This is a genomic window from Cognatishimia activa (assembly GCF_026016445.1).
Classification (GTDB): domain Bacteria; phylum Pseudomonadota; class Alphaproteobacteria; order Rhodobacterales; family Rhodobacteraceae; genus Cognatishimia; species Cognatishimia activa_B.
Genome location: NZ_CP096147.1, coordinates 2,199,962 through 2,216,675 on the forward strand (window position 1 = coordinate 2,199,962; position 16,714 = coordinate 2,216,675).

The 16,714-nt window shown below is 54.1% G+C and carries 16 protein-coding genes; 9 read left to right on the forward strand and 7 right to left on the reverse strand.

Features of this window, described 5'->3' with window-relative positions; genetic code table 11:
* Window positions 1-7: 7 nt before the first annotated feature.
* Entirely contained in the window at window positions 8-646 is a 639-nt protein-coding gene (locus M0D42_RS10990; protein ID WP_265018654.1) for a LysE family translocator, read from the reverse strand.
* 124 nt (window positions 647-770) lie between these two features.
* On the opposite strand from M0D42_RS10990, the gene M0D42_RS10995 reads away from it, so the two are divergent.
* The 5 genes from M0D42_RS10995 (at window position 771) to M0D42_RS11015 (ending at window position 6,255) form a co-directional block, all read left to right on the forward strand.
* Complete coding sequence (locus tag M0D42_RS10995; protein ID WP_265021142.1) at window positions 771-1,109, forward strand: ArsR/SmtB family transcription factor; 339 nt, start codon at window positions 771-773, stop codon at window positions 1,107-1,109.
* Window positions 1,102-2,136, forward strand: coding sequence for a permease (locus M0D42_RS11000; protein WP_265018655.1), 1,035 nt, complete (start codon window positions 1,102-1,104; stop codon window positions 2,134-2,136). The genes M0D42_RS10995 and M0D42_RS11000 overlap by 8 nt, the downstream gene beginning before the upstream one ends.
* Window positions 2,137-2,314: 178 nt before the next feature.
* Entirely contained in the window at window positions 2,315-3,574 is a 1,260-nt protein-coding gene (locus M0D42_RS11005) for a Na+/H+ antiporter NhaA (RefSeq protein WP_265018656.1), read from the forward strand.
* A gap of 205 nt (window positions 3,575-3,779) precedes the next feature.
* Entirely contained in the window at window positions 3,780-4,439 is a 660-nt protein-coding gene (locus M0D42_RS11010; RefSeq protein ID WP_265018657.1) for an ABC transporter ATP-binding protein, read from the forward strand.
* Window positions 4,417-6,255 carry a capsule biosynthesis protein gene (locus M0D42_RS11015; RefSeq protein ID WP_265018658.1) on the forward strand — a complete coding sequence of 613 codons (1,839 nt, stop codon included), beginning with the start codon at window positions 4,417-4,419 and terminating at the stop codon, window positions 6,253-6,255. Before M0D42_RS11010 ends, M0D42_RS11015 begins: the two co-directional genes overlap by 23 nt.
* Before the next feature lie 49 nt (window positions 6,256-6,304).
* Here the strand turns inward: M0D42_RS11015 and M0D42_RS11020 are convergent, their stop codons facing one another.
* From M0D42_RS11020 to M0D42_RS11040, 5 genes are all read right to left on the reverse strand, one after another.
* Window positions 6,305-8,317, reverse strand: coding sequence for a M3 family metallopeptidase (locus M0D42_RS11020; RefSeq protein ID WP_265018659.1), 2,013 nt, complete (start codon window positions 8,315-8,317; stop codon window positions 6,305-6,307).
* A gap of 65 nt (window positions 8,318-8,382) precedes the next feature.
* Entirely contained in the window at window positions 8,383-9,423 is a 1,041-nt protein-coding gene (locus M0D42_RS11025) for a HesA/MoeB/ThiF family protein (RefSeq protein WP_265018660.1), read from the reverse strand.
* Window positions 9,423-9,884, reverse strand: coding sequence for a dUTP diphosphatase (gene dut, locus M0D42_RS11030; RefSeq protein WP_265018661.1), 462 nt, complete (start codon window positions 9,882-9,884; stop codon window positions 9,423-9,425). Before dut ends, M0D42_RS11025 begins: the two co-directional genes overlap by 1 nt.
* A 23-nt stretch (window positions 9,885-9,907) precedes the next feature.
* Window positions 9,908-11,101 carry a bifunctional phosphopantothenoylcysteine decarboxylase/phosphopantothenate--cysteine ligase CoaBC gene (coaBC, locus tag M0D42_RS11035; protein ID WP_265018662.1) on the reverse strand — a complete coding sequence of 398 codons (1,194 nt, stop codon included), beginning with the start codon at window positions 11,099-11,101 and terminating at the stop codon, window positions 9,908-9,910.
* Window positions 11,102-11,167: 66 nt separating this feature from the next.
* On the reverse strand, window positions 11,168-12,052 hold the full coding sequence (locus M0D42_RS11040; protein ID WP_265018663.1) for an RNA polymerase factor sigma-32: 885 nt from the start codon (window positions 12,050-12,052) through the stop codon (window positions 11,168-11,170).
* A gap of 74 nt (window positions 12,053-12,126) precedes the next feature.
* On the opposite strand from M0D42_RS11040, the gene cobU reads away from it, so the two are divergent.
* From cobU to M0D42_RS11060, 4 genes are read left to right on the forward strand one after another with little or no spacing between them, the layout of a single operon-like run.
* Window positions 12,127-12,648 (forward strand): bifunctional adenosylcobinamide kinase/adenosylcobinamide-phosphate guanylyltransferase, encoded by a 522-nt coding sequence (cobU, locus tag M0D42_RS11045; protein ID WP_265018664.1) that lies wholly within the window; start codon window positions 12,127-12,129, stop codon window positions 12,646-12,648.
* The gene (locus tag M0D42_RS11050) at window positions 12,645-13,214 is read left to right on the forward strand and encodes a histidine phosphatase family protein (RefSeq protein WP_265018665.1); all 570 of its coding nucleotides are present in this window, start codon (window positions 12,645-12,647) and stop codon (window positions 13,212-13,214) included. The genes cobU and M0D42_RS11050 overlap by 4 nt, the downstream gene beginning before the upstream one ends.
* A gap of 59 nt (window positions 13,215-13,273) precedes the next feature.
* Complete coding sequence (locus tag M0D42_RS11055; protein ID WP_265018666.1) at window positions 13,274-14,155, forward strand: glutathione S-transferase; 882 nt, start codon at window positions 13,274-13,276, stop codon at window positions 14,153-14,155.
* Between the two features lie 53 nt (window positions 14,156-14,208).
* The gene (locus M0D42_RS11060; RefSeq protein WP_265018667.1) at window positions 14,209-15,720 is read left to right on the forward strand and encodes a YifB family Mg chelatase-like AAA ATPase; all 1,512 of its coding nucleotides are present in this window, start codon (window positions 14,209-14,211) and stop codon (window positions 15,718-15,720) included.
* Here M0D42_RS11060 and gshB read toward each other — a convergent pair whose 3' ends face one another.
* Window positions 15,721-16,653, reverse strand: a complete 933-nt coding sequence (gshB, locus tag M0D42_RS11065) for a glutathione synthase (RefSeq protein WP_265018668.1) — start codon at window positions 16,651-16,653, stop codon at window positions 15,721-15,723.
* Between the last annotated feature and the right edge of the window lie 61 nt (window positions 16,654-16,714).

Below are 16,714 nucleotides of genomic sequence, written 5' to 3' on the forward strand. Positions count from 1 at the left end.
GGGTGGATTAGACAGCAGCCCGCACGGTCGCGAGTTTGGCGCCAAACCCGATGAATACCACTCCTGTGATCCCTTTGAGCCAGCGCTGAAATCCTCCACCGCTGGCAATCTTCGTCAGGCGCGTCAACAAGAGCACCATCGCGCCAAACCAAATCGCATTGATCAAAGCGTGTACAGTCACCAGCATAAAGGATGTCGCAGCAGTGGTTTCCCCCACGGTAATAAACTGCGGGAAAGCAGCGATATAGAACATCGAAACCTTTGGATTCAGCGCGTTTGTCAGGAACCCTTCGATAAAAGATCGTCTGAGCGTGCGCTCCCTTTTGGCGGGTTTCGGCGTTGCCACGTACTGCGCCTTTCGAAAGGCCTCACCAAGGGACCGTATCCCAATCCAGCAAAGGTAGGCAGCCCCTAGGTATTTCACGATGGCAAAGAGAGTCGCGGATTGCATGAGAAGCAAGGAGAGCCCAAGAATGGAAAAGATGCCGTGCAGATAGAATGCTGCGATGAAGCCGAGAACGTTGGCAAACCCAGCCTGCCGCCCTGAAGTTGGAACTGTCCGAGCAATCAATACCCCATTTGGTCCGGGCGACATCACCAGTAGCCCTGCAACAATGGCGAAGGTCAGTATCTCTGCAATGGTCATGGCACGCTCCTCTTAGATGTTTGCACCCTCCCCCTTTCACCTGTGAAAATCAAATTAATTCGATATTTCGAGAATTATGAAAATAAAACTTGCAGGGAATCGATATTTCGATAATTTTAGAAATATGAAAATTATGCACCCATCCGATCTGAGTTTGGAAGTTGCGGCTTCTTCCTTTGCCGCCCTTGGTTCCGAGCAACGCCTTAGTGTTTTGCTGACGCTGGTTCGCGCAGGAGAGCCCGGCCTCAGTATTGGCGAATTGGGAGAGCGCAGCGGTGTCACCGGGTCAACCCTGACCCATCATATGAAAATACTGACTCAGGCCGGTCTTGTGCGGCAGGAGAAAAAAGGGCGCAGCATCATCTGCGCTGCCATCGCATTTGAAGAAGTGCGCACCCTCTCTGAATTTTTGCTCAATGAATGCTGCGCAGATTGCGACAATCAGGAACACAACCATGGCTGACATCACTCAATCTCCACGGACGCCGCTTTTGAAGCGTATAGACAAAGCCTGGCTGGCCTTGGTTTTGATCCTCTTGGGGGTGGCAGTCTTTGATCGTCCGCAATTTGTGCCAACCTTGAGTTTTTCCTTAGAGGCCCTTGCTGGGACAGCGCCTTTCATCACTTTTGCGGTCCTCGCCATTGCATACCTCAAAGCAACCGGAGCAGAGAACGTTGTGGCGAAGGCCTTTGCGGGCCGCGAAAGCCGCATGATTATCTTTGCTGCCTTGCTTGGTGGCCTTGCTCCCTTCTGTTCCTGTGAAGTGATCCCTTTCATCGCTGCTCTATTGGCCGCAGGGACCCCGCTGTCTGCTGTGATGGCCTTTTGGCTGGCCTCCCCTCTGATGGACCCCGCAATGTTTTCGATCACAGCGGGCCAATTGGGTTTTGACTTTGCCTTTGCAAAAACATTGGCCGCCATTGGGCTGGGTGTGTTTGGTGGCTTCGTGACCATGTCTCTTGCGAAATCTGCAGTCTTCGCCGACCCGCTACGCGAAAAGCCTCAGGTCGGTGGCTGCTGTGGGGTGAAAGCGCCGTTTTCGGAAAAGCCAGTATGGGCATTCTGGAAAGATAACACCCGCAAGATTGTGTTTCGCGAAACTGGCCTGGACAACGCCGTCTTCCTGCTAAAGTGGCTTTCGCTTGCCTATGTCATCGAAGCTTTGATGATCCACTACGTACCGGCGGAATGGATCGCGACCTTCCTTGGTGGCGAGGGGCTGCAACCGATTGCTCTGGGAGCATTGGTTGGTGCGCCTGCATATCTCAATGGCTATGCAGCTGTCCCTCTTGTTGACGCCCTCTTGCAACAGGGCATGGCTCCGGGTGCGGCGATGAGTTTCATGATCGCAGGTGGCGTCAGCTGTATTCCGGCCGCTATCGCCGTCTGGGCTCTCGTGAAGCCACGGGTATTTGTCGCATATCTTGGCCTCGCGATGATCGGCAGCTTCTTCGCAGGTGTACTGTGGCAAGCGATTTCACTGGCCTGATCTGATCAAATTTCGGCGAAGTCTCAAAAATACAGCACAAAAAGATGCATTTTCTTCAAACCTTTAGCTTATCGCTTACGCGGAACACGCGTCAAAACCGCTCTAAGCGTGGTCATCCCGTTGTTCAGACCTCATATTTCAGGTATCCAAAATAAAAAATGTTTCCTGGGGAGGACTGATGTACCGCGTTTGGAATTTTCTTACCAATTATTCGCTTTTATTGATCATCGGTGCTCTTCTTGCGCTTTTATGGGCCAATACAAACCCTGAAACCTACCACCACTTTGTGGAGTTTGTGATCTGGGATCATGCACCGATTGGCCACTATCACCACGGCCATCGAACTCTCACGCTTCATTATCTGGTCAACGACATCCTGATGGCACTGTTCTTTGCGATGGCAGCAAAGGAAGTGTGGGAAGCTGTGATCCTGAAGGACGGCTCACTACGCGGCAAAAAGGCAGCGACTCCTCTGTTTGCGACCGCAGGCGGCATGTTTGGCCCAATCGGTGTTTACCTTGGTTTGGCCTTTCTGATGGGTTCTGACACCTACAATGCTGTTGCGAATGGTTGGGCGATCCCAACTGCGACAGATATCGCTTTCTCCTATCTTGTCGGTCGGATCGTGTTTGGCGCGGGCCATCCTGCTGTGCGCTTCCTGCTGTTGCTGGCGATTGCCGATGATGCGGCGGGCCTCATAATTCTGGCGATCTTCTATCCATCTGGTGATCTTGCGCCTGAATGGCTGTTGGCCTCCTTTGGTGCGGCACTGGCAGTTTACCTGATCTTCAACTGGCTGCCCCGTAAAATGGACGCCGGCAAACAGGATCGCCCGAACTCGACTTGGGTCCGCAAGAACCTGCACTTCCTGCCCTATGCTGTTGCAGCCTGCATTAGCTGGTATGGCTTCATGCGCTCAGGTCTGCACCCTGCGTTGGGTCTGCTGCCAGTTGTGCCTGCGATCCCGCATGCTGACCGCGCGTTTGGCTTTTTCTCCGAAGCGGAAACGCATCTACATGACCTGCTGAACGTAATTGAACACGCATTGAAGCACCCGGTTGAAGTCATCTTGTTCTTCTTCGGTCTACTGAACGCTGGCGTCGAATTCAGCGCAATGGGCGATGCGACTTGGCTGGTTCTGGCAGGTCTGATCATCGGCAAACCGATTGGCATCCTGCTCTTTGGCTGGGTGGCGGCTGTACCGCTGAAACTCGGCATACCAAGGGGTATGCGCATCATAGACCTTGTCGTAATCGGCTTTGTTTCGGCCATTGGCTTTACGGTTTCGCTCTTTGTCGCCTCGGTGGCCTTCCCCCCTGGCGATGTGCAAGACGCGGCGAAAATGGGGGCACTCTTAAGTTTCGGGGCCGCGATCATATCAATCGTCGCTGGCAAGCTTCTTCGAGTGCAAAAGGCCGATTTGGCCCCAGCCGAATAATCCAGCCTCTAAAACCTTACAGAAACCGGTGCATTCGCGCCGGTTTTTGTCATTTTTTTGCCCCAATCCGAACGCATATGTTGTCAGGGATTGGGGAAATCCGTCATAATACAAACAAAGCGGCGCTGATCTCTTAGCGAGAGATGCATCGTGCAAAGACTTCTCAGATCATGGGGAGCATTGGCAGAGCAGCCGGAGCACTAGAATGCTCGAGTTTGAAAACGTCAGTAAGTCCTTCTGGACGGGGACGCAGCGCAAGGTCATTCTTGATCGGGCGTCTTTCCGCGTGGAAGTTGGACAGTCTCTGGGCATTCTGGCCCCAAATGGATCGGGCAAAACCACAATCATCAATATGATGGCAGGCTTGGAGAAACCTGATGAAGGCGAAATCCGCCGCACCTGCCGGATCTCCTTCCCATTGGGGTTCATGGGCGGCGTGGTTAACAAACACACCGCTGTCGAAAACAGCCGCTACATTGCCCGCCTCTACGGGCTTGACCCGGACTATGTCGAAGCCTTCTGCCGTTGGCTCTGTGGTCTGGACGAGTATTTTGATCAGCCCCTCGGCACCTATTCCTCGGGCATGCGCGCCCGGTTCTCCTTCGCTTTGATGCTGGCGTTGGATTTTGACATCTACCTTGTGGATGAGGGCATGCCGTCTTCCACCGATGTTGAGTTCAACCGCAAAGCGGGTGAAGTCTTACGAGAACGCCTGCGCACCACAACAATGATCATCGTGTCCCACCAGCCCAAAACGCTGGAGAAATTCGCCCGGTCCGCCGCTGTGCTGGTCAATGGGCAAATGCATATGTTTGACACCTTGGAAGAGGCAAAGCAGCTCTATGACTACCAAACCCAAGGCTAAGAAGTTTCGCATCCGTCGCAGCGCCGCGCAGCAATCCGCGGCGGCAGAGGCCATGCACGTTGAGGCAACTACACCAGCTGCGGAACAGGAAGTGGCTGGTGCGCCGATGCCTGAAACGCAACTAACGGAAGTTGCGACACCCCCAAATGCAGAGCCTCCCCAGCCTGATGCCGAGGTATCTGACCGGGCAGCGCGTCGACAGGCGCGCCTCGCACGCTCGGCAGAGCGGCGTGCAAAGACTGCACCCGCTGAAGATAGTCAGCCGCTCCCGACCTCGACCGAAGAGGATATGGGCGGTTTGGAAATGGCGGCGGCAGCACCTGCTGCAGCCACGCCTCCGCCTTCAACCAGTGGCACAACAGCGCCACCATCTTCAATTCCTGCTGCGGCGAATCCAGAACAAGAGATCGCGGCTATCAGACAGGAAGGTCTGACTGGGCGCCAACTGCGCATGGCACGGCGACTCGCCCAGAAACACAATTTGGCAGCAACATCTGACTATGACGCTGTTCGGCTACTGCGTCAGCAGGGGCTAGACCCCTTCCGCAGATCAAACATGCTCGACAATGTGGCACCAGAGGGCGGCCCGCCTGCCCCGGTTGGCACGCCGCAGTTGCCGCAAACTCAGGCAGCGGGCGGCAATACCCTGCCTTCGATGGAAATGGCTTCTCCTGCAGAACGTCGCGTGCGCGAGATTGGCGATATCCAGAAAGACATTGCCCGTCGCCGCCGTCGCAAGTCACTTCTAATGGTGTCTCGCCTTTTGGCATTTGTGATGCTGCCAACTTTGTTGGCGGGTTACTATTACTATGCCGTGGCGACTCCGATGTATTCGACCAAGTCCGAATTCCTGATCATTCAATCCGAACAAGCTGGCGCGGGTGGCGGACTTTTCTCTGGCTCTCCTTTTGACCAAAAGGACTCTACCTCCACTCAGTCTTTCTTACAGTCGAAAGAGGCGATGCTCCAGCTTGAGGAGGATGTTGGTTTCAAAGCTGTATTCTCTGATCCATCCGTTGATCCTTTGCAGCGGCTGGAAGAAAACCCATCCAACGAAGAGGCCTATAAGGTCTACACAAAGTACGTCAAAATTGGCTTTGATCCGACGGACGGTGTGATCAGAATGGAGGTTTCCTCTCCTGATCCAGAAGTCAGCACGAATTTCTCTAAAGCCTTGATTGCCTATGCCGAGGAACGTGTGGATGGACAGTCTCAGCGCAAACGTGAGGACCAGTTGAAAGATGCGCGTCGCTCATTGGAAAAAGCCAAAGAGGATCGCCGCGCTGCACAGCAGGCTCTCGTTGAATTGCAGGAAACTTCGGTTCTTGACCCGGAAGGCCTGATTGCGAGCCTGCGGCAGCAAATCAGCACATACGAATTGGAACTACAGGAAAACCAGTTGGAACTTAGCCAGCTCTTGGATAACCCACGCCCGAACCAAGCGCGGGTGAACGGGGTCAAGGGCAGCATCAGAAACCTGCAATCTATTCTGCAAGGGCTTGAAAGCCGCATGACCGACATTGGGGGAGCTCAATCTTCACTTGCGGGGCAAGCGGCCGCCATTCAGATTGCACAGGCTGACCTCGTCACTGCAGATTTGATCCTCCAAGCTGCGCTGCAGACGCTGAACCAAACAGAGCTAGAAGCATCAAGACAAGTGCGTTATCTGACCACTTCAGTGCAGCCCGTATCGTCTCAGGATCCAAGCTATCCACGCGCCTTTGAGAACACGATTCTGAGCTTCCTGATTTTTTCAGGCATCTACCTGATGCTCTCGCTGACCGGATCAATTTTGAGAGAACAGGTTTCGGGTTAACAATCGAAAACTAGAATGAGTAAGGGGCGCCTTAGGCGCCCCTTTTCGTTTATGCAACCAAACCACGGCCTTTAAGGAGCGCTTCTACGCCAGGTAGGCGGCCCCTGAAGCGCGTGTAAAGCGTATCGGCTTCAACCGATCCTCCTTTGGACAGGATATGTTCTTCAAGCGCCTGTGCCTGCGCCGGATCAAAAGCACTTCCGGCCTCTTCAAACGCCTCGAAAGCATCAGCATCCATGACTTCGGACCACATGTAACTGTAATAGCCGCTTGAATACCCGTCACCTGCGAAGACATGAGCAAAGTGGGGTGTTGCGTGACGCATTGTGATCGCCTTAGGCATTCCCAATTCGGTCAGCACTTCGGTTTGCTTCGCCATCGGATCTTTCGCAGCGGCACCGTCGTGGAACGCAAGATCCACAAGAGCCGAGGCGACATATTCAACAGTCTGGAACCCCATGTCGAAATTCGCAGCCTTCAAAACCTTGCTCAGCATCTCTTCGGGCATTGCCTCCCCCGTCTCAGCATGCGTTGCAAATTCCTTCAGAACCTCTGGCACTTCCAGCCAATGTTCATAAAGCTGGCTTGGGAGCTCCACAAAATCCCGGGCAACCGATGTGCCGGAGACACTTTCGTACGTCACGTTAGACAGCATTTGGTGCAGCGCATGGCCAAATTCATGGAACAGAGTGCGCGCGTCGTCATAGGACAGAAGCGCAGGATCAGATTTCGCAAAGTTACAGACGTTGATGACCACCGGCGTCTGGGTGTCAGGGTATTTCGCCTGACCGCGCATCGCGGAACACCAAGCACCAGAGCGTTTGCTGCCGCGCGCGAAATAGTCACCGATGAAAACCGCAATGTGCTGACCATCACGAGTCACATCCCAGGCCCGACAATCGTCATGATAAAGCGGCACATCCAGCGGGGCGAACTCTAACCCGAAAAGCCGGTTGGCGCAGGCAAAGGAGGCTTCGATCATGCGATCAAGCTGCAGATAAGGTTTCAGTGCAGCTTCATCCAAATCATGCTCTGCCTTGCGACGCTTCTCTGCGTAGTAGCGCCAATCCCAAGCTTCCAGCTCACCGTTGACGCCATCGGCGTGCATCATCTGTGTCAATACTTCTGCATCGGCATTGGCCTGTGCCTTAGCTGGCTCCCAAACATCCATCAGCAATTTGCGCACGGCATCCGGCGTCTTGGCCATTTCGGTTTCGAGCTTGAAAGCCGAGAAGCTTTCATACCCCAACAGGCTCGCGCGCTCTTCACGCAATGCCAGCGTTTCCGCCGCAATGTCGCGATTGTCTGTGTCGCCACCGTTCGCCCCGCGTGCGACCCAGGCTGCAAAGGCTTTCTCACGTAGGTCGCGGCGCGGCGAAAACTGCAAGAAAGGTACAATCAGAGATCGAGATAGCGTGATAACGGGCCCATCGCTGCCCATTTCTTCTCCGGCCGCACGCGCGGCTGCAACTACGAAACCTGGCAGGCCATCCAGATCTTCTTCAGTGAGCGGCATGAACCATTCGCGCTCATCCGCCAGAAGGTTCTGCGTGAAATTGGTTCCCAAGACCGCCAGTCGACCCTTGACCTCTTTCATGCGCGAGTCATCCTCGCCCTCAAGTGCTGCCCCTCCCCGCACAAATCCGCGATGGGTTAACATCAGGACACGGGATTGCTCCTCATTCAAACCCAGCTCATCGCGCTTCGCCCAAAGGTCAGCAATGCGGCCAAAGAGCTGTTTGTTGGCTGAAATCTCAGCGGAATGCGCGGCCAGCTTTGGTGCAAAATCTCGCTGAAGCGCTTCACGCTCTGGATTACTGTCAGCGCCAGCAACCGTGTAGAAAACGGACAGAACCTTATCGAGGCCTTCGCCTGCCGACTCCAAAGCGCCAATCGTATTTTCAAATGTCGGCGCATCCGTGTTTTCTGCGATGCCATCGATTTCAATTTTATGCGCATAAAGAGCTGCTTCAAACGCTGGTTCAAAATCCGTGTCTTCAATCAGATCGAAGGGTGCGATTTCAAATGGGGTCGCCCATTTTGCAAGCAACGGGTTGGTCATTAGATTCTCCTTTGCAGAGAGCCTAAATCCACCACCGATTTCCGCAATGCAAGTTTTAGCGATCCTCAGCTTGCGTTGCCGCAAACCGGGCAATCATCCCGACGTTTCAACTGGATTTTGCGAGTCTCGCCATAGAGCGCGTCGTAGATCATCATCTCCCCTCGCAAGGGGGTACCAGCCTTGCTGATGAGTTTGATGGCTTCGACAGCCATCATTGATCCAATAACACCGGGAAGTGGGCCAATTACCCCGGCTTCGGCGCAGCTTGGAGCCAATCCTGCAGCGGGAGCTTCAGGAAAGATACATTGGTAACATGGGGCGTCATGTTTGGGATCAAAGACTGAAATTTGCCCTTCCCATTGGCTGAGCGCCCCGGAAATCAAAGGCTTACCTTGTTCAGCACAGATCTTGTTGACGAGATAACGTGTGTCGAAGTTGTCCGTCCCATCCAGCACCAGATCGTAATCCACAATCAGATCTGCTGCATCTGCTTCAGACAATCGGCGTGCATATGGACGAACTGTCACAAATGGGTTCTGAGCCCGCATCATTTCAGCGGCCGAATGGACCTTTGGCACACCTATGGCCTGATCCTGATGGATCACCTGACGTTGGAGATTGGAGTTGTCGACCTCATCATCATCGACAACGCCTATAGTTCCCACCCCAGCAGCGGCCAAATACATCAGAGCCGGAGACCCAAGTCCTCCTGCACCAACCACCAAAACCTTCGCATCCTTGAGCCGTTTCTGTCCCATTCCGCCAATTTCTCTGAGCACTATATGGCGCGCGTAGCGATTGAGTTCAGTGTCAGAAAACGGTCCCTGTTGTTGCTCCACAGGTTCAGGTTTGTGTACGCGAGATTTGAGCCAGCGTAGGCCACGGACATATGCAAAGACCAGGGCCGCAGCAGCTCCCAATAGCAACCAAAGCGCAGCAGAGCCGCCTGTGGCAATCCTCAATGGATGATCATCTGGGAAGGCCACATGCAGCCCAAGCACCGCCACGTAAATCAACGCGATGATCAGCCCAACCACCTGATTGGGCGCTTTCATCAATCGCCCCAGTCCCCAGACCAATGCAAAGAGGCCAAAGACAAAAAGCATCAGGCCACTCCGGTCGAACCAAATCCACCAGCGCCGCGCTCTGTTTCACTCAGGCCTTCTGCGAGTTGAAACTTTGCCTGCATTACCGGCACCACGATCATTTGTGCGATACGATCCCCATGGGCGACGTGAAATTCTTCTTGCCCGGCGTTTAAAACGATCACTCCCAACGGGCCACGATAGTCGCTGTCGATTGTTCCGGGGCTATTGGGCAAGGTGATGCCGTGCTTAAGCGCCAACCCAGATCGTGGCCGTATCTGAACTTCGTAACCTAGTGGAATTTCCATACGCAGACCGGTTGGCACCAAAGTACGTTCACCTGGCGCTAAAGTGACGCCATCGTTCTCTGCCGAGCCAAAATTGGCTCGCAGATCAGCCCCGGCAGCGCCCGGTGTCTCATAAGAGGGCAACCCGAGGCTTCGATCCGCCTCATCTGTCCAAGTAAAATTGATGGTAACCAAGTCTGGCCCTCGTCTATTGGACCTTAGCCCAGTTTCTCTGCAATACGGCCCGCCAGTTGGCGCGCCACAGCATCCTTGCTCATACGCGGCCAATGTTCTGCCCCCTCATCGGAGATCAGAACCACAGCGTTTTCGCGCCCACCCATGATGCCCGTTTCAGGGCTTACGTCATTGGCCACAATCCAATCGCAGCCTTTGCGTTTGCGTTTTTTAGTTGCGTTTTCAATCACGTCATCAGTTTCAGCCGCAAAGCCGACAACCAATCCTGGACGTTCACTGTCGAGTTTCGACACATGCGCCAATATATCAGGATTTTCAGCAAAACTCAGGCTTGGGATTTTGCCGTCCTGTTTTTTGATCTTGCTATCGCTTGCGCTTTCAACACGCCAGTCAGCAACCGCAGCAGCGAATACGGCTGCATCCGCTGGCAAGGCATTGGATACGGCTTTCATCATTTCGCTTGCGGTTTCAACTTCCACCACATGTGCACCTTCTGGGCGCGGCTCATCAGCCGGGCCGGTGACAAATACAACTTCAGCACCCAACATCACCAGCGCTCGGGCTATTGCAGTTCCCTGAGCCCCGGAAGATCGATTGGCAATGTAGCGTACAGGATCAATCGGCTCATGGGTGGGGCCTGAAGTCACAACAATGCGGCGACCGGTCAGCGGCCCTTCGGCCAATTGGTTTTCAATTGCAGTCACAATCTCGACGGGCTCCGCCATGCGGCCCGGACCATATTCACCGCAGGCCATATCGCCTTCATTGGGACCAACAAAAGCGACGCCATCTTGGCGCAGCGCTGCCAGATTTCGTTGCGTGGCCGGATGCAACCACATACGCACGTTCATCGCCGGCGCTACGAGCACCTGAGTGTCAGTGGCCAGCAAAAGTGTAGAGGCCAGATCGTCCGCCTGTCCATTGGCCATTTTCGCCATCAAATTCGCCGTCGCCGGAGCAACAACAATCAAATCCGCAGATCGGGAAAGCTGGATATGGCCCATCTCAGCCTCATCAGTCAGATCAAACAGATCGCGATAGGCCTTTTCCTCTGAAAGCGCAGAAACCGAAAGCGGCGTTACAAATTCCTCAGCCGACTTGGTTAGAACCGGCGTCACCCAAGCCCCACGCTTGCGCAACTGCCGGATCAATTCCAGCGACTTGTAAGCAGCGATCCCGCCGCTGATTATCAGAAGAATACGTTTGTCTTCCAGCATTTGGCTTCTCCGAACCTAGGCTGGGAAGACACTAGGCATTTGCGCCTAGAGAGACAAGCCGTGGACTTAGGCTTGTGCGTTCAACAGTTGGCGAAGCTCAGGTGCATGCCCCTCCAAAGTCTTGCGCATTTTAACCAAGGCCGCGACCTCAAGTTGGCGTACGCGTTCTTTGGAAATTCCAAGAGTTTTACCGAGTGTTTCAAGCGTTTCTGAGTCATCGGTTAGCTTACGTCGCTGAATGATGAGCTTTTCACGATCAGTCAGCCGATCAATTGCTTCACTCAGCCATTCCTTTGCCTGCATACGGTCTCGTGAGTCGGCAACACTGTCAGCACCTGACGCGGCCTCATCTTCAAGCACATCAATCCATTCACGCCCATCTTCGTCACCGCCCTGTATCGCGTTCAGAGAAAAATCACCGCCGGCCAGACGCCCCTGCATCATGCAAACATCTGAAACAGACACTCCGATTTCAGAAGCCACACGTTGGGACAGCTGATGCGAATCCAGATCTTCATTAGCTTTGCGTGCGTCTCTCTCTAGTTCTGCCTCAACACGTCGCAAATTAAAAAACAGTGACTTCTGGGCTGACGTCGACCCTGTGCGCACCAAGGACCAATTGCGCATCACGTGGTCCTGAATACTTGCTCGGATCCACCAGACTGCATAGGTCGAAAAGCGCACACCGCGGTCCGGGTCGAAACGATCAGCGGCCTTCATCAGGCCAACGCCAGCTTCCTGAATCAAATCGGCAACCGGCACGCCGTAACGTTTGAATTTCATCGCCATTGAAATCGCCAAGCGCATGTAGGCCATGGTCAAACGATGAAGCGCTTTTTCGTCTCGATCATCGCGCCACGCACGTGCCAGAGCCAATTCGGTTTCTGGATCAAGCATTTTCGCCTTCATAGCCGCTTTGGTGACCATATTGGATCGATTTTGTCCGTACATAGCAGCCTCCCTTGCTTGCCAGCCTTTAGGAGATTACGCAGGACATCGAATTGTGGATCACTCTTAGGAGCATCATGTTACCTAAACTCTCCTTCGTGCTAGGCGGAGCAGCCTCAGGAAAGTCGGCATTTGCTGAAGGATTGGTTGTGCAAACCGGTGCGCCAAAGGTCTACGTGGCGACAGCCGAAATCTATGATGATGAGATGCGCGCGAAAGTTGACGCACACCTGGAAATGCGCGGAGAAACCTGGCGCACGATTGAAGCCCCACAAGATCTTACCCCAGCGCTTGAGAGTGTGAGATCGGACGAAGTGGTCCTTTTGGACTGCGCAACCATGTGGCTCAGCAATCAAGTGATGGCTGAAAGTGATCTGGTTGAAGAGACGGATAGACTGTTGGCTGCAATAAACAACTGCGCAGGCCGCGTCGTAGTGGTTTCTAACGAGGTTGGCATGGGCATCGTGCCAGACAACGCTCTTGCGAGGCGGTTTCGGGATAAGCAAGGAAAGCTCAATCAACGCATCGCAGCCGAGGCTGATCTCGCTGTTTTTGTCATTGCTGGTCTGCCCACCTTCCTAAAAGGTCAGCTGCGATGAGCCGTCTCTTTTTGGTCCGCCATGGGCCGACTCACGCAAAATCCATGGTCGGCTGGTCCGATCTGCCAGCAGACCTATCCGATACCGCAGCACTTGCGCGTCTTGAGGCGTTCTTGCCAACAAAGGCTCATATAGTCTCCTCTGATCTGTCGCGTGCTGTTGAAACAGCCAATGCTATTCAGGGCGATCGAAATCGACTGCCGCATGTCTTTGACTTGCGTGAAATGCACTTTGGTGATTGGGAACTCAAAACCCACACCGATGTTGAAGACAAAGAACACATGATGGCGTTCTGGGACACGCCCGGAGATATCCGCCCACCCAAAGGGGAAAGTTGGAACGAAGTCGTAGCCCGTGTTGATGCCGCTATTGATTCACTGCTTCAGAACGCCGACGGTCATGACCTCGTGATCGTTTGCCACTTCGGGGTCATCGTTACACAAATTCAGCGCGCTTTGCGACTGACACCCTATGAGGCATTTGGACATAAAATCAGCAACTTGTCTGTCACCGTGATCGATACGGCATCGGACTGGCTCACAGAGCACATCAATCACAATCCCTGATGGTAATCTGCACAAACTTTCGTTTTCGTGATATGCCATTTTCGTCGTAAACTGCTCCCATGTCTTATGATCTGGTTATTGGCGACTACGCCTACTCGTCTTGGTCCCTCAGGGGCTGGTTATTGTTTGAGAAATTCGGCATCGCATGCGACGTCACGTTGCTGAATTTCAATTCTGAGAGCTCGGTTGCAGCACAGCTGCGTGACTTTGCTCCCGCAAAGACCGTGCCGACTATCCGCACGCCAGAAGGTGCCATAATTTCAGAGAGTTACGCGATTGCAGAAGATCTTGCTGATCGCCACCCTGAAGCGGGTATCTGGCCAAGTGATCCCAAACATCGCGCCATCGCGCGCTCCATTTCTGCAGAAATGCATTCTGGTTTTATGGCCCTGCGATCTGCATGCCCAATGAACCTGCGCACGGCCTTTATCTGGGAAGAGCCTGATCAGGCCGTGCTCGACGATCTCGCTCGGATCGAAGACATCTGGGCCTGGGCGCGGCGCGAATGCGGCACCGAAAACGAACCTTGGCTTTTTGGGAGCTACAGCGCCGCAGACGCCATGTATGCACCGGTGGCTATGCGAATAGCGGGATATGGCTTGCCTGTAAGCGAGGCGGCACAAGCCTATGTAGAACAGCACCTGAATGACCACGCATTCCGACGTTGGCGCGCCATGGGTATGGTGAATGGTGAACACCTGTCTCGCTATGACCAGCCGCACCCAACACGTGAGTGGCCGGGTCCCAAACCCCTTGCCGCCACTGTAAGCGAAGCCACTCCGGTGAATAACCACTGCCCCTATAGTGGCAAAATCAGCACGCACATGTTGGAGCTCGATGGTGTTGTCTATGGGTTCTGCAACGCGATCTGTCGTGACAAATCCATCGCTGACCCAGAGGCTTGGCCTGCTTTTACAGAGTTACGCCAAAAACTTGGTTAAGACTCAAGTAACCATCCTCCCAATAAGGTTTTTCGAAACCGATTGGGGGGACCATGGTCGCGAAATCCTATACAGTCGCCTTTGAAGGCGTTGAGGCTCATCAGGTCGAGGTACAATGTGCTGTGACGCCCGGCTTACCGGCTTTCTCTGTTGTGGGGTTGCCTGACAAAGCCGTGTCAGAAGCACGAGATCGGGTTCGCGCGGCTTTGACTTCGTTGGCAATCGCCCTGCCCTCTAAACGTATCACAATCAATCTTTCACCCGCTGATTTACCGAAGGAAGGCAGCCACTTCGATCTGCCGATAGCGATGGCTTTATTGGCAGCCTTAGAGATTATCCCAAAAGATGCCGCTGAAGGCGCCGTTTCGCTTGGGGAGCTTTCATTGGACGGCGCGTTGGTGCCCGTGATTGGCGCACTGCCTGCAGCAATGTCAGCGGCTGAAGAAAGTCGAACGCTGCTATGTCCTCAATCTTCAGGCGCAGAAGCCGCTTGGGTGGGTGCTGCGGAGGTTATTGGCGCGGCCACCCTCGCCGATGTCATCCGCCATTTCACTGGGCAAAGCCCCTTACCGCCCTGCGCACCGGGAGAGATTGTCTCACCCAACGTTGCAAAGGATTTGCGTGACGTCAAAGGACAGGAGCGCGCGAAACGTGCTTTGGAAATCGCCGCAGCCGGGCGACATCACATGATTATGCTCGGTACGCCGGGGTCAGGAAAATCGATGCTGGCATCGCGATTGCCATCGATACTGCCACCGCTCTCTGCAATTGAAGCGCTTGAAACCAGTATGATCCATTCGATCTCTGGCCTGCTGGATCAGGGCGGTATTTCGATGCAACGCCCGTTCAGAGAGCCACATCACACAGCTTCTATGGCTGCCATCGTTGGAGGCGGGCGTCGCGCCTCTCCCGGTGAAATCAGCCTTGCCCACAACGGCGTCTTGTTCATGGATGAGCTGCCAGAATTTTCGCGGCAGGTCTTGGAGACGCTCAGGCAACCCATAGAAACAGGCGAAGTCATGGTCGCGCGCGCCAATGCGCATGTGACCTATCCCTGCCGCTTTATGCTCGTGGCCGCAGCAAATCCCTGCAAATGCGGGTTTATGTTTGATCCCTCAAAGGCTTGCCCGCGTGTTCCGGGATGTGGCGAAGAGTATCTCGGGAGAATTTCCGGCCCCCTCATGGATCGTATCGATCTGAAAATCGAAGTGCCACCGGTGTCTTTTCAGGATCTGGACCTGCCAGCTGACGGTGAGACCTCTGCTAATGTCGCCAAACGTGTGGCCGCGGCACGAGCCATTCAATCGAAGAGATTTGAAGGGAAGGACGGATTGCGTTCAAACGCGGATGTTCAAGGCAGCCTGCTAGAAGAAAGTGCAGCCCCGGATGCCGAAGGCCGATCCATGCTTCTGAAAGCGTCAGAAGTATTTGGCTTGACCGCGCGTGGTTACCACAGGGTCTTGCGCGTTGCGCGCACGATTGCCGATTTGGAAGCGAGCGACAAAGTGCACCGCAATCACATTGCCGAGGCCATCAGCTATCGGATGGCCTCGGCAAATTCGTGATTACAGTTTTGCTTCAATCGCTTGCCAGATCTTTTCAGCGATATTCACACCGTCAAAACGCTCAAGTTCCTGAATACCAGTCGGCGAAGTCACATTGATCTCGGTGAGGTAATCCCCAATGACATCGATCCCAACAAAGACCTGACCTTTTTCTTTCAGAAGCGGCCCAATGGCAGCACAGATTTCGAGGTCACGATCACTAAGGCTGATTTTTTCTGGGCGACCGCCGACATGCATGTTGCTGCGTGTCTCACCGGCGGCAGGAACGCGATTGATCGCACCAACCGGTTCACCATCCACTAGGATCACGCGTTTGTCGCCATTGCTCACATCCGGCAGGAATTTCTGAACAATGAGCGGTTCACGGCTGAACCCTGTGAAAAGCTCATGCAGGCTGCTGAGGTTGCGATCGTTTGCATCCAAGCGGAACACGCCCGCGCCGCCATTGCCATAAAGCGGCTTCAGAATGACATCCTGATGTTTGGCTTTGAATTCTTTGATGGTCTCCAAATCCCGCGCGATTGTTGTTGGAGGCGTCAATTCCGGAAAATCCAAAACCAGCAGCTTTTCTGGGTAGTTGCGCACCCAAAACGGGTCGTTCACCACCAAAACATCATCTTTCAGACGATCCAACAGGTGGGTCGATGTAATGTAGTGCATGTCAAACGGAGGGTCCTGGCGCAGCCAAAGGACGTCGAAATCCTTCAACTCCACCTTTTTAACAGGACCAAGGTCAACATGATTGCCCTCTTCGCGACGCACGACCATGTCCTGCCCACGTGCGGTGATCACGCCTTCTTCATAGGCCAGCTGATCAGGCGAATAGTAAAACAGCTCGTGTCCGCGCGCTTGTGCTTCTTCCGCAATGCGAAAAGAACTGTCTGCGTTGATATCGACCGCGTCGATTGGATCCATTTGAAAGGCGATTTTCATGGGCGTCCCTCTTTGTCTGCCCACTACATGGCGTAGCACCCCGCCCGTTGCAATGGGTGAA